Below are 21095 nucleotides of genomic sequence, written 5' to 3'. Positions count from 1 at the left end.
TCATCGCTTAGGTACACTGAGGCGATGAGCAGCGAAGCAGAGTGAAGCATGGCAACCATACTTGAGGTGGCAAAAAAGGCCGGCGTGTCAAAAGCGACGGTGTCGCGCGTGTTGTCCGGCAACGGCTACGTCAGCCAGGAGAAGCGCGATCGGGTGTACCAGGCGATTGCCGAGACCGGCTTCCGGCCGAATTTGCTGGCGCGCAATCTGGCGACTAAATCCAGCCAGACCATCGGCCTGGTGATCACCAACACGCTGTATACCGGCAGCTATTTCAGCGAAATGATGCAGCATTCGGCGCGTATTCTTGAGCAGCAGGGCCGTCAGCTACTGCTGGTGGATGGCAAACACAGCGCCGAAGAGGAGCGTGCGGCGATTCAGTTTCTGCTCGATCTGCGCTGCGATGGTGTGATCATCTATCCGCGTTTTCTCACCATCGATGAGATGGACAGCATCATTGCCCAGCACCGCCATCCGATTCTGGTGATCAACCGGCGGCTGCGTCAGCACGACAGTTACTGCATCTACTCCGATCAGCAGCGCACCAGCGCCGAGGCGGTGGCGCAGCTGATTGCACTCGGCCATCGCGATATCGCTTTTATCACCGGATCGCTTGACTCGCCGACCGGGCGCGAGCGCCTGGCGGGTTATCACGCGGCACTGGCGCAGCATCAGCTGGTGGCGGATGACGCACTGGTGGTGGAGGGCAAATGGCAGGCGCAGCACGGGGCAGCGGCAGTGGAAACGCTGCTGGCGCGTGGTAAACCGTTCAGCGCGCTGGTCGCCAGTAACGATGAAATGGCGGTGGGCGCGCTGAAAGCGCTGGCGGCGCATAACATCCGCGTGCCGCAGCAGGTGGCGGTGCTGGGTTTCGACGATATTCCGCTGGCGCCCTATACCATTCCGGCGCTGGCCAGCGTGCGCATGCCGGTGACCGGCATGATCGAGGAGACCATTGAACGCCTGGTGTCGATGCTCGACGGCGGCGAAATGCGTAACCGCAAAACCTTTGCCGGCGAGCTGATTCTGCGTGAATCCGTCGGTCCCGGCCCGTTTTACCCTGGCTGAAATCAGGCGTTCAGCAGCGCCTGCTTGAACGAATAGATGTGCACGCGCGCGGCGTCTTCTGCCCGTGTTACGTCACCCTGCGCCAGCGCCGCAATGATTGCGTCATGCTCGGCAATCACCTCCTGCATGTGCTGCGCGCTCGACAGGGTGGTTGCCCAGAAGCGCTGCGCCTGGGCGTGAATGATACTGAGAATATCTGACAGACGACCATTGCCGGCGATGTCAGCCAGCACCTGATGAAATTCACGGTCCAGCAGCATCATCTGCTCACGATCGCGCGCCACGCTGGCGGCGGCGATGCGCTGATTCAGCGCCCGTAGCTGGGCAATCTGCGCCGGATTCACGCGCTGCGTCGCCAGCCGCAGGCACAGCGCTTCATTCACCAGCCGCACCTCAATCAGCTCCAGCGCATCGTCAATCGACAGCGGTGCCACCATCACCCCTTTACGCGGGATAATCTGCAGTAACCCTTCGGTCGCCAGCCGGTGTACCGCCTGATTAACCGGCGTGCGGCCCATTGCCAGATCCTCCATCACCTGCGCGGTATTGAGATATTCACCTGGCTTATAGCGCAGCGTAATCAGGCGATGCCTGAACGCCAGATAGGCCTGTTCATTCAATGAAACGCTTTTTTGTCCGGCCTGTGACTTCACATTTTCAGCAACTGAATCACTCATCACGCAGATCCTTATTTGGGTACTGAGACATCTTACACAAAAACCTGGCATGAAAATGGCTATCTTGAAATTGCAGTGAAATTTCACACGCATTTTTCATCAGGAGATCATCGCATGCATTTACGCTTTACAACCGACTCACAAGGCGCCCCGGTGCTGGATGTCGACATTAAGCAGCTGGTCATTGCCGGGTGGGTAGGCCGCGACCAGGCGGCGGTGCTGCACCATATCAGGGAGCTGGAGGCGCTGGGCGTGCCCGCACCTGGTGCAGTCCCGCTGTTTTATCGCGTAGCCACCCAGCAGCTGGCGCAGCACAGCCCGCTGGAAGTGGTGGGCGAGCAAACCTCCGGCGAAGCCGAGCCGTTTGTGTTTTTCCATCGCGGCGAATACTGGGTGTCGCTGATTTCCGATCACACCGACCGTCACCTGGAAACCTTCAGCGTGGCACTGTCGAAGCAGGCCTGCGTTAAGCCGGTCGCCGGTCATGCGTGGCGTATGGCAGAGGTTGAGCCGCACTGGGATCGGCTGGAGCTGCGCGCGTGGATCAAAGTCAACGGCGACTGGGTGACTTATCAGCAGGGCACGCTGGCATCACTGCTCACGCCGATGGATCTGCTGGCGCGCTACTTTGGCGATCGCCCGGTCAGTGAAGGCTTTGCGATGTCATGCGGCACGTTGAGCGCGATTGGCGGCATCCGTCCGGCCAGCGAGTTCCGTATGGCGCTGCACGATCCGCTGCTGAATCGCACGCTGGAACATCACTATGTCACCGGCGCGCTGCCGGTGATTGCCTGAGGAGATGCGTATGACCACCTTATGGCAGGCGAGCCAGCAACTGCGCGCCGGAGACCTCACCGCAAGCGCCGCGACGCAACAGGCACTACGCGCCGCTGAGCAGCCGTCAGGCGAAGGCGCACACGTGTTTACGCGGACCTACGCCGACAGCGCCGTTCAGCAGTCGCAGCAGGCTAATGCGCGCTGGCAACAGCAGCAGCCGCGCAGCCCGATTGATGGACTGCCAATCAGCATCAAAGACCTGTTTGATGTGGCGGACGAACCCACCTGCGCCGGCTCGCGCGTGCTGGCGGATGCGCCGCCCGCCGCGCGCGACGCGCATATCGTGCAGCAGCTGAAACAGGCCGGTGCCGCTATCGTCGGCAAAACCAACATGACCGAGTTCGCTTTTTCCGGGCTCGGTATCAATCCGCACTACGGCACGCCAGCTAACCCATGGCAGCGCGGCGAAAAACGCATTCCCGGCGGTTCTTCATCCGGCGCGGCGGTGGCGGTGGCCGACGGCATGTGCCTCGCGGCGGTCGGCACGGACACCGGCGGCTCGGTGCGGATACCGGCGGCGCTGTGTGGGCTGACCGGCTTCAAACCCAGCGCCAGCCGTATCAATCAGGCTGGCACGCTACCGCTATCGGCGGCACTCGACAGTATTGGCGTAATTGCCCATGACGTGCGCAGCTGCTGGCTGCTCGACAGCGTCATCGCCGATCGGCCTTTGCAGCTGGCAGAGCGTGATATCACGCGGGCGCACTTTGCGATTCCACAGACCCGGGTGCTGGACGGGCTGGATCTCGCGGTCAGCCAGGCGTGGCACCACGCGCTGGCACAGCTGCGCGCGCAGGGTGCCACGCTCACCGAGCTGCCGCTGCCTGAACTGGCGGAACTGGAAACCATGAACGCCCGAGGCGGCATCACCGCCTGGGAAGCCTGGCAGTGGCATCAGTCGCTGCTGCAGTCGCACGCGGCGGGTTATGACCCGCAGGTGCGGATGCGCATTGAGCGCGGCGCGTTGCTGAATGAGGCTGACGCACAACTGTTGTATCAGCAGCGCGCCGACTGGCGGCAGCGGGTGGAGCAGGCGGTGGCACCGTTCGATGGCCTGCTGCTGCCCACCGTGCCGCTGATTGCGCCGACCATCGCCGAACTCGACGACCCGGAGCGCTATCGCCAGGTCAACCTGCTGATGCTGCGCAACACCAGCGTGATCAACATGCTGGACGGCTGCGCCATCTCCCTGCCTTGTCATCAGCCCGGCAGTGCGCCGGTGGGTCTGATGCTGGCCGCCACCCATGGCCACGATGCCGCGCTGCTCAGCTGGGCGCTGGCGCTTGAATCCATCCTGCAACGGAGTCTCTGAAAATGACACATCCTCACGGCATGCTGTTTGTCGCCACCAACGTCGCCGCTGAAAACGAAGCTGATTTCAATCAATGGTATGACCATGAACATGTCGCCGAGCGCGTCGCCATTGACGGCTTTCTCAGCGGCACGCGCTATCAGGCGCTGGAGGCTGAACGCAAGTACCTCGGACTGTATGAAACCCGCTCGCTGGAAACCTTCACCAGCGCCGATTACTACGCCGCCTTTACGCGCCAGACGCCGTGGTCGGTAAAGAACCTGGAGCGGATGATCAAACCGATGCGCCGCGTGTGCGCCATCACCCAGCAGCACGGTCAGGGCAGCGGCAGCCACCTTGCGGTGCTGACGCTACAGGCTGGCATTGAAACTGCAACGCTCAACGCCTGGCAGCAGCAGGTTGCTACGGTGCCGGGCTATATCGCCTCGCGCTTACTTACGCCGGACACCACGCTGAGCACGCCGCTGCCGCAGGAAGATCGGGCGCAGCGTGCCATGCAGCCGATGCTGCTGCTCAGCTGTTCGTGCGCCGATGCCTGCCAGACACTGGCGGCGGCCGCGTCACAGGCGCTCAATGCCCGCGCTGAATTTTATGCGCTCAGCTGGCAGCTCACTAAACAGGAGATGGCACATGGCGAATACTGATTCTACTCTGCCGCACGCCGCGCGTGCCGCAGCAGGGAAAACCCACACCGGCCGTCTTGCTGCGGCCAGCTCCATCGGCACCGCGCTGGAGTGGTACGACTTTACCGTTTACAACATCATGGCGGCGCTGGTGTTTAACCATGTGTTTTTCCCCAGCTTCGACCCGCTGGTCGGCACCATTCTGGCGTTTTCAACTTACGCGGTCGGTTATGTATCACGTCCGGTGGGTGGTTTTATCTTTGGCCATCTCGGGGATGTCGCCGGACGCAAGGCGGTCTTGATCACCACGCTGGTGATCATGGGCGTGACCACGGCGCTGATGGGCATGCTGCCCGGTTATGCGCTATGGGGCATCTGGAGCCCGATTCTGCTGGTGGCGCTGCGCTTTGTGCAGGGCATCGCGCTGGGCGGCGAATGGGCCGGCGCGGTGTTGCTCTCCATGGAGCACGGCGAAGCCAGTAAGCGCGGGCGTAACGCCTCGTTCGCCCAGGTCGGGCCTTCCTGCGGTACGCTGATTGGCACCGGCTTTATCACTTTAGTGACGTTGTCACTCAGCGGCGAACAGTTTCAGGAGTGGGGCTGGCGCATCCCGTTCCTGCTCAGTCTGCTGCTGGTGATGTTTGGCCTGTGGCTGCGGCGTGGCGTGGAAGAAACCCCGACTTTCGTGGCGATGCAGCAGGCGGAGAAAACCAGCCACACGCCGCTGAAAGAGGTGTTCCTGCGCTATCCACGTGAACTGCTGATCGCCGGCGGCTCGCGCATCGGCTCTGACGTGCTGTACGCGCTGGTGGTGGTGTTCACCCTGACATACGTCACCACCGTGTTACAGCTGCCGCGTCCGCTGGCGCTGATGGCGACGATGGTCGGCGCGATTGGCAACGCGTTGACGGTGCCGCTGTTTGGCGCGCTGTCCGACCGCCTCGGCCGCCGTCCGGTGTACATTGCCGGCGCGCTGCTGGCTATTGTCTGGTCGTTTGTGTTTTTTGTCCTGCTCGACAGCACTCAGCCGTGGCTGATTGTGCTGGCGGTGGTGATTGGCCTGCTGATTCACGCCATGATGTACGGTCCGCAGGCGGCGTTTGTCACCGAGCAGTTCCCGAGTCACGTGCGCTATGCCGGTTCGTCACTGGCCTATACGCTGGCCGGCATCATCGGCGGCGGTTTTGCCCCGCTGATCATTACCTCGCTGTATAAAGAGCTGGGCAGCACGCTGTGGGTGTCGCTATATGTGACGCTGGCGCTGGCGATCACCCTGTTTGCCTTATGGAAAGCCAAAGAAACCGCGCACCAGTCGCTGTAATCACCTCTGGCGAAGGATCGCCACCTTTTATCAAATATTCATGTGCAGCGCCGGTTCACTCTGCGGCGGCTCGGTCGAGATTTGCGGCAGCGGCAGCGGTCGTCCGATGTAGTAACCCTGAATGGCATCGCACGCCAGCTCCTGCAGCTGCGACATTTGCACCGGCGTTTCCACGCCTTCCGCGGTTACCGAGAGGGAATAGGCTTTGCCGAGTCCAATCATGTTTTCCACCACCTGGCGCGCCTGGGGCGAATCGGCCAGCGGAAAAATAAAGGATTTATCGATTTTGATGCCGTCGAACGGGAAGGCGCGCAGGTAGCACAGCGACGCATAGCCGGTGCCAAAATCATCAATCAGAAATCTCACCCCCAGCGCTTTTACCGCCTGCATCACCGCCAGGGTTTTATCCGGATCGCTCAGCAGCGCGTTTTCCGTGACTTCAATTTCCAGCCGCTGGCTCGGCAAGCCGCTGAGCTGCAGCACCCGGGTGATGCGTTCGGCTAAGGCGCTATCCTGCAACTCGCTGGCGGAAATATTCACTGAAACCGCCATTTCCGGCCGGTAACGGGCGATATCCTCGCAGGCATTGAGCAGCACCCAGTCGCTCAGTGCGCTGATCAGGCCGGTCTCTTCGGCCAGCGGAATAAACTGATCGGGCATCAGTAAGCCCAGCCGCGGATGCTGCCAGCGTACCAGCGCCTCGACCGCGCTGATGTGCTGCGCGATCAGGTCATAGCGCGTCTGATAGACCAGCCGCAGCTGGTTCTCCTGCAGCGCTGCGCGCAGCTCATGCTCCATTTCGCGCCGCTGCACAATTTTCTCTTCCATGTCACGGTCGAAAAATATCCACTGGTTGCGGCCGCTGTTTTTCGCTTTATACAGCGCGATGTCGGCGAAGCGCAGCAGATCGCTGGCGTTGTCGGCATCCTGCGGGGCCAGCGCGATGCCGAGACTGCCGCCGATGTGGATGTCGTTGTCGTACACCGGGAACGGCAGATTGAGCTGGGCGATGAGCTGCTGACACAGCGCGTCGACCTGCTCGCGGCTGCCCGCCTCCGGCAGAATCACCACAAACTCATCGCCGCCGAGCCGCGCCACCAGGCCGTTGCCGTTCAGCGTGCGCCGGATACGATCTGATACCGCATGCAGCACCTGATCGCCCGCCGCATGACCGTAGAGATCATTGACCGGTTTGAATTTATCCAGGTCGATCATAATCATCGCCAGTAGCGGCTGCGCCGGCAGCGGCAGGCTCAGCTGCCCCGTGAGGAATTCGCGCATCTGCACGCGGTTGGCCAGTCCGGTCAGTTCATCGAAGTGCGACAGATAGTGCGCGCGCGCCTGCGCTTCAACTTCCAGCGTTACGTCGCTGGCGCTGCCGCGAAAGCCGCTGACGCCATGCGCCAGGCTGACGCGCTTGAGGGTCAGATTGCAGTAGCGCGGCTGATGCTGAGCGGAGAGATAGCGGCAGCCGTTCAGCGTAAGCTGACCGCCAGAGTCTGCCAGCTGCAAAAGCCGGGCGCGCTGGTGTTCATCGCACAGCAGGAAATCCAGTAGCGTGCGCTGCAGCCACTCCTCGCTGGTAAACCCGGTAACTACCGGGAAACGGCCGGAAACCCAGCTGAAGCGCAGCTGTTCGTCCATCTCCCAAATCCAGTCGGTGGTAATTTCGGCGATATCACGGAAGCGGCGTTCGCTGGCGCTGAGCGCCCGCTGGCTTTGCGCCAGCAGCAGCGTATTTTCATCATTGAGCTGCGCTTTACGCAGCGCGTTGCGCATCAGCATGATGGCGCCATACAGCGTGATTAGCATGGCGATCACCAGCAGCGGCAGCAGGGCGGTCAGCAATTTACCGCCGGGGTTGCTGCTGGTCCAGCGCAGCGTGGCGTCATGGCCGTCGGCGGCGAGGCGCAGGCTTTCCGCCACTGGCGCGCGGGGTGCAGCGAATTCCACCCGCAGCGCGTTGATGCCGTATTCATGCCCCAGCTGCAGCAGCTTGTCCGGCGTCAGGCGATCGGCAAAGATCATCAGCGATGGCGGGCCGGGCTCCTGCGGCACGCTGTTATCGCCACCGGTGGTGATCCATGCGGCGCACAGCAGCACCAGTTGCTGGTTTACCACCACAAAGCGCGACAGCGCCTTACCGTCATTGTGCTGTAACTGCTGACGCAGCGCGGGCAGTTGCTGGCGACCGAGCCAGTCGGTGAAATCGCGTTGCTGCAGCTGACCGTCGATCACGCTGTAAACCGTATCGCCGCGCGGCGCGATGACAAACACGCCCTCGTAGGCAAAGGTCTGGAACAGCGACTCACCCAGATTCTGCCGCGTCCACGCCCAGTCAGTATTCAGCGTGCGGTGCAGGTTTTGGTAGGCTTCGCCCCATTCTGCATTATCGGAGAGGTGAAACTGCATCACTTCCTGACGCGTCTGCAACGCCTTGTCCAGCAACAGGCGGTTTTGCCGCGCCTCCTGCTGGTTGAGATCGCTGGCGATAAAGCACAGCGTCACCAGCGCCACCATAAAGGAGAGAAAAATCAGCAGCACCATCAGCAGCATCGGCTGGCGCATCAGTCCGCGCATCCGACCATCGGTCGGGAAATCCATCAGTGAACGTTTCGCCATCATAGACTTATCACAAACCAGTAAAATGATATTTCATAAGTACGTTATGAGTATCGGCATGACTGCGCCGAACCTGGGCGAAAAAGTAAAAAAAGCGTGAGCGGAGCGGCAAAAACAGATCGCATATTCTGCCAGGTGCCCGACGATGCCGTGGCGCAATCAGATTCGCATAAGGTCTGTTAATAAAAGGCCCTGCCGCTGCGTTTGCTCCAGTGCAATACGGCAAATGCCGGTAAACTTTTCCCGTTGCGCTAATAGCTTAGCGTTTATTTAAGAATTATGACTGTGAATATATTACAGCCATAATTTATCAGAGCATGATTTAACGTTCAGGCTGGCAGAGTTTTATCTTTAATTAATGCTGCGTTATCCAGGACTATTCTTGTTGAGTGTAAATCTTTGTCAGTGCTAATTTGCTGAAACCCATCTGCTCCTCTTTCCAGAGACCACTTATGCAACCACGTATCACGCATCTTGATGGCATGCGCGGATTAGCGATCCTGCTGGTGATTGCTTATCACGCCTATGCCCGCTGGCCCGAACTGTTGCCGTATGCCGCCACTACCCAGCATATTCCGCTGCTGGCATTTGGCTGGGTTGGCGTGCAGTTGTTTTTTATGATCTCCGGCTTTGTCATATTTATGACGCTGGATAAATCACACGGCTATCTCAGCTTCCTTAAAAAACGCTGGCTGCGCCTGTTTCCGGCGATGCTGATTGCCAGTCTGCTGCTGTATATCGCCGGTGGTTTTTTCCCGGAATGGTCGTTGATGACACCGGAAAGCCGCAACCTGCTGCCCGGCCTGATCTTTGTTAATCCTGAAACGCTGACGCAACTGACCGGCATTGAATTCCGCTCCATGGCCGGATCGTTCTGGTCTCTCTATGTTGAAGCGCTGTTTTATCTGATTATTGGCGCGGTTTATTTTACCTTTGGACGTAAATATTTTCTGCCGGCGCTGATTGTGCCGATGTTATTACTTTCCGCCTCATCGGTATTGAAATCACTCGGCCATCCATTATTAATCGATGTAATTTCAAAATTCGGTTTTATTCACTACGCCTGGTTTATGGTCGGCTGTCTGGTTTATGAACGTCTGCACGGGCGCGATAAACGTTATCACTACGCGCTGACCGCGCTGGCCTTGCTGATTAATTTCAGCTACTACGTTAAAAACAGCGGCGTGGTCGCCGTGGTGCCGCTGTTACTGGTAATGCTGTTTTTTATCGCCAGCTTTTATTCCAGACAGATTGAGCGCTGGCTTTCCCTGCGCTTTTTCACCGCCATCGGATTTGTCAGTTACGCCCTGTATCTGATTCATGAAAATTTAATGATCGCGATATTGATAAAGCTTAATGGCTATATCAAAAATGAAGCGGTGATGACGATGCTGCCGGTGGTGGTGGCCAGCGTACTGTATTATGTTGCCTGGCTGATCAGTAAATATGCGGAACCGGCGCTGCGTAATGCGCTGAAGTGGAAGCGGCAGCCCGCGCCGCAGGCGGGCAGCGGGCTGTAATCGCGCGGGAGCCAGCGCTCCCGCGTACTCTGTCACACATCCAGCCGGTGAATGACGTTCACAAACTCGTGTACGCCACTGTTGATTTCCCGCAGGCTGCGCGACAGCACGCTGATCTTCTCCTGTTCAGTCACCACAAATTGCCTGACCTCATCCAGCTGCTGATACATCTGCTGGATCAGGTCGGCGTTTTGTTCCACGACCACGGATATCTGTTTGGTGGCACTGGCGGTCGAGGCCGCCAGGCGGCGCACTTCACCTGCCACCACGCTGAAGCCACGTCCGGCCTCGCCGGCGCGTGCGGATTCGATGGCGGCATTCAGTGCCAGAATGTTGGTCTGTGAGGCAATCAGGTTGATGGTTTCCACCACGTCGCTGATGCTCCTGGCCGAGGCGGTGAGTTGCGCGCCAATTTCGGCGGCGGCATTCACCTGCTGCGCCACCAGTCCGGAGTTACGCACCGTTTCATCCAGCACTTCATTAGCGTTATCGGTAATTTGTGAGGTCTGCTCAGAGGTGGTCAGTGCGATATCCGCCACGCGCTTCGCCGCCTCGACGCGCGCGGTGATATCCGAGGCGATCTTAATCACTTTGTAGACCTTACCATCGCCGTCAAACACCGGGTTGTAGCTCGCCTCCAGCCAGATGCGCTCGCCGCTGGCGGTCTTACGCTCAAAACGACCGACAAAATGCTGACCATTGCCAATTTTGCGCCAGAAGTCCGGGTTCTCGCGGTAAAAATTGTCGAAGCAGAACAGGCGATGATGCTGGCCGGCGATGGCTGGCAGGGTATAGCCCATGTGGGTTAGGAAGTTGGCGTTGGCGGTAATGATGTGACCGTCCGGCGTGAATTCAATCACCGCCATCGAACGGTCCAGCGCCGTTATCACCGCCTCTTTATGCTCCAGCTCCTGATGGCGCGCGGTGATGTCGCTCGCGACCTTGATCACTTTGTACACTTTGCCGCGCTCATCGCTCACCGGAAAATAGGTCGCGCTGAGCCAGAAGCGCTGATGCTGCTTGTTGAAACGCTCAAAAATGCCGTTCACCGATTCGCCGGCGGCCAGCGTTTGCCAGAAGGCGTAATAGTCGGATGACTGGCTGTAAGCAGGGCTGCAGAAAATCCGGTGATGCTGTCCCTGAATTTCATGCAGCTGATAGCCGGTGACCTGTAAAAATTGTGCATTGGCGCTGAGGATTTCACCGGCCGGTGAAAACTCAATCCACGCAACATGCTGCTTTATCGCTTCAATATCCTTAGCAATGTCGCCACTTTTGGCAAATGGCAGAGAAAGGCTCGATTTTTTCACCCCGAACATGAGAGACCTCAGGCGCTTGGTATGCTGTTGAACGAAATGCAGGCGCAGATGCGCGCGTGCTAACGCATTCGGCGCCTCCAGTGGAGGGCACCGCATGATTACCCCGGTTGTCCATTACAGCCGTGCCACAGGCACCGGCTGCTGTCTCGCTACGCACCGATGTGCGCAGGTGGGGTGTGTAATAGTGTTACCTGCCTGATGTTGTTACAGCGCAAGCTGAAAGCTGTTTTTGCTATGCAACTTTGATTATCGACCGTGGCGTTAAAAATGTGAGAAAAAAGTGATCAACGCCGCGCGTGCGGGTAAGAAAAGTGTCCAGCGGACTTGTTAAAAGATGCATGTTAAATGTATGTTAATGCCCGAGACGTGACGCAATCAACGCCCGATGACGGGTTGGAGAAAAACCACCATGACGACCGCGCTGTGCCAGCTGTTAAAACTGCAGTATCCGCTGATTCAGGCACCGATGGCCGGTGTCGCCACGCCGCAGCTGGCCGCAGCGGTATCCAATGCCGGGGCGCTGGGATCGATTAGCGTCGGCGCGGTGACGCCGCAGCAGGCGGCAGACATGATTGCCCACACCCAGGCACTGACGAGCGAGCCGATCAACGTCAACGTATTTTGTCACGCGCCGGCAAGGCGGGATGCCGCGCGCGAGGCGGCGTGGATCAGCCGATTCAGCCCGCAGTTTGCGCAGTACCAGACGGCGCTGCCGCCAGCGCTAACGGAGATCTATCAGAGCTTTTTGCACAATGAGGCGATGCTGGCGGTACTGGAGCAGGCGCGGCCGGCGGCGGTCAGTTTCCATTTCGGCCTTCCCGATGCCACGGCCATCGCCCGGCTAAAGCAACGTGACATTGTCACGCTAGCGACCGCCACCAGTCCGCAGGAAGCGCGGGCAATTGCACGCAGCGGTATCGATATCATTGTGGCGCAGGGTTATGAAGCCGGTGGCCATCGCGGCCATTTTGATCCGGGCGCGCCAGACCAGCAGCTTTCGACCGTTGCGCTGGTGCAGGCGATTCGGCAGCACACCACGCTGCCGGTGGTGGCAGCGGGCGGCGTGATGGACGGTGCCGGCATCGCGACGATGATGAAACTCGGTGCCAGCGGTGTACAGCTCGGTACGGCGTTTGTGCTGTGTCCGGAGTCGGCGGCCAGTGCGGCCTATCGTCGCGCGCTGCTGGCAGCTGGCGAGCGTGGCACGGTAATGACGGCGGCGATCTCCGGGCGTCAGGCGCGCTGCGTGCGCAACGCATTTTGTGAATTGTGCCATGACGTAACGCCGGAGGAGATTCCCGACTATCCGCTGACTTATGCGCTGGGAAAAGCCCTGGCGGCTGCTGCTGCGGCGCACGGCGAGGACGGCTTTGGTGCCCAATGGGCCGGTCAGGGCGTGGCGCGGGTGCGCGCGCTGCCGGCGGCACAGCTGGTGGAGACGCTGGTTGCTGAGTGGCAGCAGGCATAAAGCAGGCTGCTGCCACATAGTGCGTAACGTTACAGGCCGAGCGCGCGCGTTACCGCTTCCGGCATTGACGGACGCCCATTGGCGAGACAGGTGGCAACAAACGTGGCCTCGGCATACACCACGCCGTCGACCTTGATTTGCTGCACGAAGTTCACGCGATTGCGCTTCTCGTTCTGTTCCAGCGCGCAGGTGACTTCCACCTTGTCGCCTTTCACCAGGCTCTTGCGGAAGCGCAGCGTGTACTCCAGCACCATGTAAATCTTGCCCTGACTGAACTTTTCTTCAATGTCGATACCCAGCGCCTCGCGCATGTAAGCGTGGCGCGTCCACTCCATGTAAAACGGGTAGTACAGCCCGTCGACCACGCCTTGAAAATCGATATGGCTTTCATCTACGTCATAGTGCTTTACGAACATTTTTGCATCCTGATAAGCGCGTTACGCGGTGAGGCAATGGGTATACCTCAGAATGACGCCGCGGGTAAACGGCAAGATGTTGCAAAGTAATTCCACTGTCGCCTGGCAGAATGAATGCTGGTATTTTCCCGTGCTGCAGCAGAAACTGACAGCTGCATCACATATCCATAATCAACTGGCTACCTTTTTGTGACAAATCACGCAGCCCGGACACATTTTTCTGCGCAGGGTCGCGCGGCCAAACATAATGGTTTTACTATGTACACGAAGGTTGTACAGAGTAAAACAACAACACTGGCCGATTTGCGTTAAGCCATGACTCTGTGAGGAACTCTATGTCTGACAAGATAACCCGCGCGGCCGCTGTGCCCGATATTGAGCAGCAGACCGTAAAACGCGTCATCTGGCGCATTCTGCCGTTCCTGATCGTCTGCTATCTGATCGCCATTATCGATCGCGGCAACATCGGCATGGCGTCCCTGCAAATGAATGAAGATCTCGGGCTGAGCAAAGCGGTGTTTGGCCTGGCAAGCAGCCTGTTTTTTGTTGGCTATTTTCTGTTTGAGGTGCCAAGCAACCTCGCGATGCAGAAGATTGGCGCCAAAATCTGGATTTCGCGCATCATGGTGACGTGGGGCATTGTCTCGGTGTGCACCGCGTTCGTCAGCAGTGCGGAAATGCTCTACGTGCTTCGCTTTCTGCTGGGCGCTGCCGAAGCCGGCTTCTTTCCCGGCGTGATCCTTTATCTGACTTACTGGATTCCGGCGAAATATCGCGCGCGCGTAATTGCGACCTTTATGGTGGCGATCCCGGCAGCCAACTTTATTGGCTCGCCGATCTCGGGCGCAATCCTGACGATGGACGGCTGGTTCGGCCTGCGCGGCTGGCACTGGCTGTTTATCATCGAAGGATTCCCGGCGATTGTGCTGGGGGTGCTGGCTTTCTTCCTGCTCAGCAACCGTCCGGAAAATGCCCACTGGCTGACCAGCGAACAGCGCAACTGGCTGAGCGGCAAACTGGCTGAAGAGAATGCACAGCGTAAAGCGATTGGTCATATCACGCTGTGGCAGCTGCTGCGCCACAAGCATATCTGGGTGATGGCGCTGATTTACGCCGGCGCGTCGGCAGCGGGTTCGACGCTGAGCGTCTGGTCACCGCAGCTGCTGAAATCATTTGGCCTGGATAACTTCACCACCGGTTTGATGAATGCGATCCCGTATGGTCTGGCATCGATTCTGATGATTGTCTGGGGCCGTAGTTCGGACCGCAGCGGTGAGCGTCGCTGGCACACCGCGCTGACGCTGTTCCTGATTGCCGGTGGACTGCTGGCGGCGTTCCTGACCGATACGCTGGCGGGCAGCGTGGTGATTCTGTCACTGGTGCTGATTGGTGCTTACTCGATGAAAGGGCCGTTCTGGGCGCTGGCCTCGGGCTGGATGTCCTCAACCACCGCAGCGGCCGGTCTGGCTGCTATCGGCGCGATGGCCAACCTGATTGGTGGCGGGCTGATGGTGAACGTTTACGGCATCATCAATGAGAAAACCGGCAGCCATGCGATGGCGATGATTCCTCTGGCGCTGCTGTGTGCGGCGGGCGGCATTGCGGTATTGCTGATGGGACGCAGCAAAAAGCTGCACGTTGAAGCGGAACAGCCGGTGGCCAGCACCGGGAAATAATCTCATGAGCCTGTGCCAGGGAGGGCACGTATCTGGCTCATCACGTCTGCCGTTATCCTGCTTTCATCCTGTAAAACATCCGTTTCCCGATGCGCCACAGGCACACCGGGAAACGCGGCGTTATTATCTCTGCTCAGCGCTGCGCTGGCGCCACGGATCTTTCACCATGGCGACCGCCAGTGCGCCAATCATCAGGACTGCCGCCACCGCCAGCAGCGCCCACATAAAGCCGCCGGTAGACTGACGCACATAGCCGATCAGCGACGGGCCGAAGAAGCCGCCGAGATTACCAATCGAGACAATCATGGCTAAGCCGCCTGCGGCGGCATTGCCGGTTAAAAAGCCGGAAGGCAGCGCCCAGAACGAGGCCTGAAACGCCAGAATACCGCTGACGGTGCAGCACAGCGCCAGCATTTTGATCACCGGCGCATCGCTCAGCGCGCTGCACATCAGGGCTAAGGCGGCGATCACCAGCGCGCCGCTGATCCAGCGAATACGGTGCGCTGATGCATTAGCGCGGCGCGCCCACAACAGCATGCTCACGGCACCGCAGACATAGGGCAGCGCGGCAAGAAAGCCGGTTGCCGTATGGCTCACACCGAGCTGTTTGATGATCTGCGGCATCCACAGTCCCACGCCGATCGAACCCACAATGCCGCAAAAGTTAATAAACGCCAGCAGATACAGCAGCGGATTGCGCAGCGCGTCGCGCATCTGGGAACCGTGCGTTGCCGCGATTTGCTGCTGCTCATCGGCCAGCCGGCGGCTCAGCAACTGCTGTTCACGCGGTGCCAGCCAGCGCGCTTTCTCCGGCCGGTCGCTCAGGACAAACAGGCACATGACGCCGAGGATCACCGCCGGTAAGCCTTCAATCAACAGCAGCCACTGCCAGTTACGGATATGCTCATGGCCGGTGATCTGCATCAGCGCGCCGGAAATCGGTGAGCCGATGATATTGGCCACCGGAATGCCGACCAGGAACGCGGCGGTGATTTTGGCGCGCCAGCTGCCAGGGAACCAGTAGGTAAAGAACAGATAGATGCCGGGGGTAAAGCCGGCCTCTGCTACGCCGAGACAGAAGCGCGCAATGGCAAAGCTGACGGGGCCGCTGATGAACGCGGTCGCCATCGAAATCAACCCCCACGAAATCATGATGCGCGCGATCCAGATGCGCGCGCCCACTTTTTGCATGATCAGGTTGCTGGGAATTTCAAACAGGAAATAGCCGATAAAAAACATGCCTGCGCCGAAGCCAAACTGTTCGGCGGTGATGCCGAGATCGGCGTTCATGCCCAGCGCGGCAAAGCTGACGTTGGTGCGGTCAAGGTAGCTGACCACATAGCAGATAAAGATAAACGGCAGAATGCGACGAAAGGCTTTGGCGGCCGCCTGCTCACTGTCCTGGAAATCCTGTTCGCTGAGCGTTTCATGGCGGGGTGGCACCGCAGCCGGCTGAGCCGGCGCAGGGCTGGATGTTGAGTGCAGGGTCATAGTAATCTCCGGTGCGTTCGGATGACGCAGAGTTGTAGTCAGAGAAACGAGGTATCGATGGCCGGCAACGCGCGGCCTGGCGTGTTCTGGGTGCAGGTCAGGATGCTGCCGCTGACCGATTCGGTGATAAACAGCTGGTTAAGGTCGGCCCCGCCGAAGCACAGGTTGGTGGTGGAGCGACCCAGCGGACTGAGCAGAATCTCTTCCGGTTCAGCCAGATCGTTAAGACGCCAGACGCGCCCCAGGCCGGGATTGGCGATCAGCAGTTCGCCGCGCTGATTGATGGTCAGCCCGTCCGGCCCGCTGGGTCCGTGCGAGGTAAAGAACAGTCCAACTTTGCTCACCGAACCATCCGCCAGCAGTGGCACGCGCCACACGCAGTTGCCGCGCGTCATCGCCACGTAGAGGATTTTCTCATCCGGCGAAAGCACCAGGCCGTTCGGGCTCGGGCAGTTATCCAGCAGCAGATCCAGCCGGCCATCCGGACTGAGCCGATAGACGCGTCCGCTGGCATCGTGCAGCCCGGTCTGGCCCTGATCGGTAAAATAGAGATTGCCGCGACTGTCAGGCGTTAAATCGTTGACGCCGCGAAAGCTTTCGCTATTACGCCGCGTCAGCCACGGCGTGATAGTGGCGCTGCTGATTGACAGCTTCATCAGGCCGTTACGGTAATCGGTGATGATCAGCGTGTCCGGATCGGTCAGCTTCATGCCGTTGGGCTCACCGTCATACTGCACCACCAGCTCCCAGTTGCCGCTCATATCGACGCGAAAGATGCGGCCATAGGGAATGTCGGTGACATACAGACAGCCGGAGGGATGCCACACCGGGCCTTCGAGAAAGGAGTCGGTAAGCTGGCCGCCGCGATTGGCGGCAGCCCAGACATTGCCGGCGTCCGGCCGGCGAAACGCTTCAGGCAGGCGCGAAAACAGCGTTAACTCGCGCACCTCCGGTACGGTGAGCACGGTCATGATACCGCCTCCTGCTCCTGCAGAACCTGCAACGCGTTGCGCGCGGCACCGGTGCCCATGCGCACGTAAGCATTGTCGCTCACGCCACCAATGTGCGGCGTAATAATCACATTGTTGAGCGACTGCCACAGATGCGGTGCAGTCAGCGGCTCGCTGGTGAAGCTGTCCAGTCCGGCGGCACGCAGCGTGCCGTTTTGCAGCGCGGTCGCCACCGCCTGATCGTCAATCAGTCCGCCGCGCGCGGTGTTGACCAGAATCGCGCCAGGCTTAAAACGGGCGAGGGCGGCCGCGTTGATCATCTGGTGATTGCTGTCCGTCAGCGGACAGTGCAGCGACACCACATCGGCACGGCTGTACAGTTCATCCAGTGATTCAACCGCTTCACAGCCAGCCGGCAAGGTTTGCGCATAAGGATCGTGGGCCAGCACCTGCATACCGAAGGCCTGGCCGATGCGCGCCACGCGGCTGCCGATGGCACCCAGACCGACCAGGCCGAGCGTGCGTTCTTCCAGCTCCAGCGATTTATGCTGCGCTTTATCCCAGTGCCCGTCGCGCATCCGGCGGTCCAGCTGCGGCACGGATTTAGCACAGGCGAGGATTAGCGCCCACGCATGCTCCGACACGGCGGCGGCATTGGCGCCTACTGCCGCGCGGACCGCAATCTGGCGTTCCGCCGCCGCCTGCTGATCGATAACGTCGATACCGCTGCCGTGCTTGGAGATCACGCGCAGCGCCGGCGCGGCGTCCATGATGCGCCCGTTGATTTTGCCATAGCGCACAATGATCGCCTGAGGATTATGGCGCTCGCACAGCGCGATCAAATCGGCTTCCTGCGGCTGGCGTCCGGCATAAATCAGCTGATAGTCCTGCAGCAGCTCGACGGCTTCAGCAGCCAGGTCGCTGCCGGTGATGAGGATAGTTTTTACGTTGCTCATTACAGCGATTCTCCTTCTGCTAACATACCCGCCGCGCGCAGGGCACCTTCCAGCCAGCCCGGACGCAAATCGCCCTGCTTAATACCCGCGATGCGGCGCGTTTCGGCGTCCAGCTTCTTCGCCGCCAGGGCAATGATGCGTTCCACATCCTGTTTAGCGATCACCACCACGCCATCGGCATCGCCGACCACCAGGTCGCCCGGCTCAATCGACGCACCGGCCACCGACACCGGATGGTTCACGCGTCCGGGAATACTTTTGGTAGGGCCGCTCGGGTTGAGGCCGGCCGCAAACACCGGATAGCTGCCCTGCGCGAGGGCGTCAGCATCACGCACCGCGCCATCAATGATGATGCCGGCGATGCCGGACGCTTCGGCCTGGGTAGCCATGATTTCACCCAGCAGCGCGCAACTGATGTCGCCTTTGCCGTCCACCACCAGCACATCACCCGGCTGGGCGATAGCCAGCGCTGCGTGAATCGCCAGGTTATCGCCCGGACGCACTTCCACCGTGATGGCCGGCCCGGCGACTTTCATCTGCGGCGACAGCGGCTTAACGCGGCCATGCAGGGTGCCGCGACGACCGGCGACATCGGCCAGAATCGCCGCCTGGAATGCGGCGGCCTGGCTGACGGACAGGGCGCTGACGCGCTCGATGTTGCGGTTGATCAAGTTATTTGCAGACACAGACATAATTCACCTCGTGGTTTGTTTTACCTGGTACAACAATGTTGTACAATATAAAACAACTATATCGACGATCTGACGCCGCATGCCAGTGTTACGAAGGTGTTTGTGATGTAAACACGATGTGACTCACAGTTTTCAGGTACACTCAGGACGGCACAAATCAGGAGGAAAAAATGGGAAATGAAGGCGTTAATGCGGTGGAGAAGGCGTTGTCGCTGCTGGATTGTTTTAAGCCGGGCGAAGAGAGCCTGTCGCTGACTGCGCTGTCGCAGCTTTCCGGCTATCACAAAACCACTGTCTATCGTCTGATGAACTCGCTGGAAAGGATGGGCTATGTGGTGCGCAGTGACAGCGGTGTCTACACGCTCGGCCCGCGTCTGTTATACCTCGGCAAGCTTTATGAGCAATCATTCCATCTGGCCAGCGTGGTGCAGCCGGAATTGCAGGCGCTGGCAACGGCGACCAACGAGAGCGCCAGCTGGTACGTACTGGATAACGGCCAGCGTCTGTGCCTGTTTCGTGCTGAATCGTCTGATGGCCTGCGTCATACGCGCCTGCCGGGGACGATTTTTCCGCTCGATAACTCAGCCATCAGTAAGGTGCTGCGTTTCTGGGGCATGAATGAAAATCTCTTCGATGCGCTGCCGTCGCTGCCAATATTCAGTTCGGGCGCGCGCGATCCGCACATCGCGGCCTTTGCCGTACCGGTATTCGCCGAAAATGACCGGCTGACCGCTGCGCTGGCGCTGACCGGCCCGGTTTCGCGTCTGACGCTGAATCGCAAAGATGAAGAGTTAGGTGTGTTGATGCGCGAAGCGGCTGCACGCCTGTCAGCCAAACTGGGCGCGCGCAAAGCATTTTGTGATGCGGTTTATGCGGCTAAGTAAGGCTGCGCATTAATCACTCACCGGCGGGCCAGCAGGCCTGCCGCACTCCTTCGGATTTTTCAAAGCAACACCTCAGTTAATGCTGTTTTCCCTGCTGCGCTAAGCCCGGTATACCTTGCGGAAACCAATTAAACGCTGGCAGGCATCATGAGCACCCATACCCGCATCCGCAAATTCAACACCAAAGATACCTATCCTAATCAGTCGCTGGACAACGACCTGTGTCAGGCCGTGCGCGCCGGCAACACCGTTTACGTGCGTGGCCAGATTGGCACCGACTTCGAAGGCAACCTGGTGGGGCTGGGCGATCCGGCAGCGCAGGCCGAGCAGGCGATGAAAAACGTGAAGCAACTGCTCGAAGAAGCGGGCAGCGACCTGTCGCACATCGTGAAAACCACCACCTACATCATCGACCCGCGCTATCGCGAGCCGGTGTATCAGGTGGTCGGCAAGTGGCTGAAAGGCGTGTTTCCCATCTCCACCGGTCTGGTGATCTCGGGACTGGGCCAGCCGCAGTGGCTGATGGAGATCGACGTGATTGCGGTGATCCCCGACGACTGGCAGCCGCAATAAGGAGCATCGCATCATGACGTTATCGATTGTTGGACGCTGTGCGCAAACCGGCCAGCTGGGCATTGCGGTCAGCTCGTCGAGTATTGCGGTCGGCGCACGCTGTCCGTGGCTGCGCGCCGGTGTCGGCGCGGTCTCCACACAGAACATCACGCTGCCGGCGCTGGGCCCGCGCATCCTTGATCGTCTGAGTCAGGGCGAGACGGCGCAGCAGGCGCTGCAGAGCGGCCTTGCCAGCGATGACTTTTTTGATTATCGCCAGCTTACGGTGCTGGCGGCCGACGGCAGCAGTGCCTGCTTCAGCGGAACGCACACGCTGGGGGTGAATCACGCGCTGTGCGGCAGCGACTGCGTGGCGGCCGGTAATTTGCTGGCGAATCCCGAGGTGATTGCGGCGATGGTCAGCGCGTTTACGCAGCAGCCGGGCGAACTGGCCGCACGGTTAATCGCGGCCATGCAGGCCGGGATGGCCGCCGGAGGTGAAGCCGGGCCGGTTCATTCGGCGGCGCTGGCAGTGGTGGGCGAACCGTCGTGGCCGCTGGTTGATCTGCGCGTTGACTGGACGGAGGGCGATCCCATCGCAGAACTTCATCAGCTGTGGCTGGCCTATCAGCCGCAGATGCAGGATTACCTGACGCGCGCGCTCAATCCCACGCTGGCACCCCGTTACGGCGTGCCGGGTGATGAATAAGC

General features: G+C 59.7%; 19 protein-coding genes. 11 read left to right on the top strand and 8 right to left on the bottom strand.

What is annotated here, in order from left to right:
- The first annotated feature begins 48 nt into the window (after positions 1-48).
- A complete protein-coding gene (locus tag OXR61_RS20600; RefSeq protein ID WP_021509518.1) occupies positions 49-1068 on the top strand; it encodes a LacI family DNA-binding transcriptional regulator in 1020 nt (339 codons plus the stop codon).
- Between the two features lie 2 nt (positions 1069-1070).
- Here the strand turns inward: OXR61_RS20600 and OXR61_RS20595 are convergent, their stop codons facing one another.
- Positions 1071-1745 (bottom strand): GntR family transcriptional regulator, encoded by a 675-nt coding sequence (locus OXR61_RS20595; RefSeq protein ID WP_021509517.1) that lies wholly within the window; start codon positions 1743-1745, stop codon positions 1071-1073.
- Between the two features lie 114 nt (positions 1746-1859).
- Here OXR61_RS20595 and OXR61_RS20590 point away from each other — a divergent pair, with 114 nt between their 5' ends.
- From OXR61_RS20590 to OXR61_RS20575, 4 genes are read left to right on the top strand one after another with little or no spacing between them, the layout of a single operon-like run.
- Positions 1860-2540, top strand: a complete 681-nt coding sequence (locus OXR61_RS20590) for a DUF2848 domain-containing protein (RefSeq protein ID WP_021509516.1) — start codon at positions 1860-1862, stop codon at positions 2538-2540.
- A 4-nt stretch (positions 2541-2544) separates the two neighbouring features.
- Positions 2545-3894: an amidase gene (locus tag OXR61_RS20585; RefSeq protein WP_031280109.1), complete on the top strand. Its 1350-nt coding sequence runs from the start codon at positions 2545-2547 to the stop codon at positions 3892-3894.
- Positions 3895-3896: 2 nt separating this feature from the next.
- Positions 3897-4538, top strand: coding sequence for a DUF4286 family protein (locus tag OXR61_RS20580; RefSeq protein WP_031280108.1), 642 nt, complete (start codon positions 3897-3899; stop codon positions 4536-4538).
- A complete protein-coding gene (locus OXR61_RS20575; protein WP_021509513.1) occupies positions 4525-5838 on the top strand; it encodes an MFS transporter in 1314 nt (437 codons plus the stop codon). The genes OXR61_RS20580 and OXR61_RS20575 overlap by 14 nt, the downstream gene beginning before the upstream one ends.
- A 30-nt stretch (positions 5839-5868) precedes the next feature.
- On the opposite strand, the gene OXR61_RS20570 is transcribed toward OXR61_RS20575, so the two are convergent.
- The gene (locus tag OXR61_RS20570) at positions 5869-8463 is read right to left on the bottom strand and encodes an EAL domain-containing protein (RefSeq protein WP_276591612.1); all 2595 of its coding nucleotides are present in this window, start codon (positions 8461-8463) and stop codon (positions 5869-5871) included.
- A gap of 449 nt (positions 8464-8912) precedes the next feature.
- Between OXR61_RS20570 and OXR61_RS20565 the strand changes: the two genes are divergently transcribed.
- On the top strand, positions 8913-9980 hold the full coding sequence (locus tag OXR61_RS20565) for an acyltransferase (RefSeq protein WP_021509511.1): 1068 nt from the start codon (positions 8913-8915) through the stop codon (positions 9978-9980).
- 32 nt (positions 9981-10012) lie between these two features.
- Here OXR61_RS20565 and OXR61_RS23365 read toward each other — a convergent pair whose 3' ends face one another.
- Entirely contained in the window at positions 10013-11299 is a 1287-nt protein-coding gene (locus OXR61_RS23365; RefSeq protein WP_021509510.1) for a PAS domain-containing methyl-accepting chemotaxis protein, read from the bottom strand.
- A 409-nt stretch (positions 11300-11708) separates the two neighbouring features.
- Here OXR61_RS23365 and OXR61_RS20550 point away from each other — a divergent pair, with 409 nt between their 5' ends.
- Positions 11709-12767 (top strand): nitronate monooxygenase, encoded by a 1059-nt coding sequence (locus OXR61_RS20550; RefSeq protein ID WP_021509509.1) that lies wholly within the window; start codon positions 11709-11711, stop codon positions 12765-12767.
- Positions 12768-12796: 29 nt separating this feature from the next.
- Here OXR61_RS20550 and OXR61_RS20545 read toward each other — a convergent pair whose 3' ends face one another.
- Positions 12797-13183 (bottom strand): thioesterase family protein, encoded by a 387-nt coding sequence (locus tag OXR61_RS20545; RefSeq protein ID WP_267412530.1) that lies wholly within the window; start codon positions 13181-13183, stop codon positions 12797-12799.
- A 335-nt stretch (positions 13184-13518) separates the two neighbouring features.
- Between OXR61_RS20545 and OXR61_RS20540 the strand changes: the two genes are divergently transcribed.
- Positions 13519-14859, top strand: coding sequence for an MFS transporter (locus tag OXR61_RS20540; protein WP_021509507.1), 1341 nt, complete (start codon positions 13519-13521; stop codon positions 14857-14859).
- A 123-nt stretch (positions 14860-14982) separates the two neighbouring features.
- Here the strand turns inward: OXR61_RS20540 and OXR61_RS20535 are convergent, their stop codons facing one another.
- Genes OXR61_RS20535 through OXR61_RS20520 form a run of 4 tightly spaced genes read right to left on the bottom strand, consistent with a single transcriptional unit; the run spans position 14983 to position 18948 of the window.
- A complete protein-coding gene (locus OXR61_RS20535) occupies positions 14983-16350 on the bottom strand; it encodes an MFS transporter (protein ID WP_021509506.1) in 1368 nt (455 codons plus the stop codon).
- 38 nt (positions 16351-16388) lie between these two features.
- Positions 16389-17321: an SMP-30/gluconolactonase/LRE family protein gene (locus OXR61_RS20530; RefSeq protein WP_021509505.1), complete on the bottom strand. Its 933-nt coding sequence runs from the start codon at positions 17319-17321 to the stop codon at positions 16389-16391.
- Complete coding sequence (locus OXR61_RS20525; RefSeq protein WP_021509504.1) at positions 17318-18256, bottom strand: hydroxyacid dehydrogenase; 939 nt, start codon at positions 18254-18256, stop codon at positions 17318-17320. Before OXR61_RS20525 ends, OXR61_RS20530 begins: the two co-directional genes overlap by 4 nt.
- On the bottom strand, positions 18256-18948 hold the full coding sequence (locus OXR61_RS20520; RefSeq protein ID WP_021509503.1) for a diguanylate cyclase: 693 nt from the start codon (positions 18946-18948) through the stop codon (positions 18256-18258). The genes OXR61_RS20525 and OXR61_RS20520 overlap by 1 nt, the downstream gene beginning before the upstream one ends.
- Positions 18949-19118: 170 nt before the next feature.
- Between OXR61_RS20520 and OXR61_RS20515 the strand changes: the two genes are divergently transcribed.
- The 3 genes from OXR61_RS20515 (at position 19119) to OXR61_RS20505 (ending at position 21093) form a co-directional block, all read left to right on the top strand.
- Positions 19119-19832, top strand: a complete 714-nt coding sequence (locus OXR61_RS20515; protein WP_021509502.1) for an IclR family transcriptional regulator — start codon at positions 19119-19121, stop codon at positions 19830-19832.
- Positions 19833-19979: 147 nt separating this feature from the next.
- Entirely contained in the window at positions 19980-20405 is a 426-nt protein-coding gene (locus tag OXR61_RS20510) for a RidA family protein (protein ID WP_021509501.1), read from the top strand.
- Positions 20406-20418: 13 nt separating this feature from the next.
- Positions 20419-21093, top strand: coding sequence for a DUF1028 domain-containing protein (locus tag OXR61_RS20505; protein WP_021509500.1), 675 nt, complete (start codon positions 20419-20421; stop codon positions 21091-21093).
- Positions 21094-21095 lie beyond the last annotated feature (2 nt).

It is taken from the genome of Pantoea sp. GM_Pan_4, from assembly GCF_026541005.1.
GTDB classification, from domain to species: Bacteria; Pseudomonadota; Gammaproteobacteria; order Enterobacterales; family Enterobacteriaceae; genus Pantoea; species Pantoea dispersa.
The sequence above is the reverse complement of the archived record's forward strand: the minus strand, read 5'-3'. Positions and strand labels throughout refer to the sequence as shown.

What these genes read in the sequence shown, in the direction of transcription:
- OXR61_RS20585 (WP_031280109.1), top strand. Translation starts at nt 2,545, where the DNA reads ATGCGTATGACCACCTTATGGCAGGCGAGCCAGCAACTGCGCGCCGGA.
- OXR61_RS20575 (WP_021509513.1), top strand. Translation starts at nt 4,525, where the DNA reads ATGGCGAATACTGATTCTACTCTGCCGCACGCCGCGCGTGCCGCAGCA.
- OXR61_RS23365 (WP_021509510.1), bottom strand. Translation starts at nt 11,299, where the DNA reads ATGTTCGGGGTGAAAAAATCGAGCCTTTCTCTGCCATTTGCCAAAAGT.
- OXR61_RS20530 (WP_021509505.1), bottom strand. Translation starts at nt 17,321, where the DNA reads ATGACCGTGCTCACCGTACCGGAGGTGCGCGAGTTAACGCTGTTTTCG.
- OXR61_RS20595 (WP_021509517.1), bottom strand. Translation starts at nt 1,745, where the DNA reads ATGAGTGATTCAGTTGCTGAAAATGTGAAGTCACAGGCCGGACAAAAA.
- OXR61_RS20510 (WP_021509501.1), top strand. Translation starts at nt 19,980, where the DNA reads ATGAGCACCCATACCCGCATCCGCAAATTCAACACCAAAGATACCTAT.
- OXR61_RS20550 (WP_021509509.1), top strand. Translation starts at nt 11,709, where the DNA reads ATGACGACCGCGCTGTGCCAGCTGTTAAAACTGCAGTATCCGCTGATT.
- OXR61_RS20565 (WP_021509511.1), top strand. Translation starts at nt 8,913, where the DNA reads ATGCAACCACGTATCACGCATCTTGATGGCATGCGCGGATTAGCGATC.
- OXR61_RS20590 (WP_021509516.1), top strand. Translation starts at nt 1,860, where the DNA reads ATGCATTTACGCTTTACAACCGACTCACAAGGCGCCCCGGTGCTGGAT.
- OXR61_RS20520 (WP_021509503.1), bottom strand. Translation starts at nt 18,948, where the DNA reads ATGTCTGTGTCTGCAAATAACTTGATCAACCGCAACATCGAGCGCGTC.
- OXR61_RS20600 (WP_021509518.1), top strand. Translation starts at nt 49, where the DNA reads ATGGCAACCATACTTGAGGTGGCAAAAAAGGCCGGCGTGTCAAAAGCG.
- OXR61_RS20515 (WP_021509502.1), top strand. Translation starts at nt 19,119, where the DNA reads ATGGGAAATGAAGGCGTTAATGCGGTGGAGAAGGCGTTGTCGCTGCTG.
- OXR61_RS20535 (WP_021509506.1), bottom strand. Translation starts at nt 16,350, where the DNA reads ATGACCCTGCACTCAACATCCAGCCCTGCGCCGGCTCAGCCGGCTGCG.
- OXR61_RS20570 (WP_276591612.1), bottom strand. Translation starts at nt 8,463, where the DNA reads ATGATGGCGAAACGTTCACTGATGGATTTCCCGACCGATGGTCGGATG.
- OXR61_RS20580 (WP_031280108.1), top strand. Translation starts at nt 3,897, where the DNA reads ATGACACATCCTCACGGCATGCTGTTTGTCGCCACCAACGTCGCCGCT.
- OXR61_RS20545 (WP_267412530.1), bottom strand. Translation starts at nt 13,183, where the DNA reads ATGTTCGTAAAGCACTATGACGTAGATGAAAGCCATATCGATTTTCAA.
- OXR61_RS20540 (WP_021509507.1), top strand. Translation starts at nt 13,519, where the DNA reads ATGTCTGACAAGATAACCCGCGCGGCCGCTGTGCCCGATATTGAGCAG.
- OXR61_RS20505 (WP_021509500.1), top strand. Translation starts at nt 20,419, where the DNA reads ATGACGTTATCGATTGTTGGACGCTGTGCGCAAACCGGCCAGCTGGGC.
- OXR61_RS20525 (WP_021509504.1), bottom strand. Translation starts at nt 18,256, where the DNA reads ATGAGCAACGTAAAAACTATCCTCATCACCGGCAGCGACCTGGCTGCT.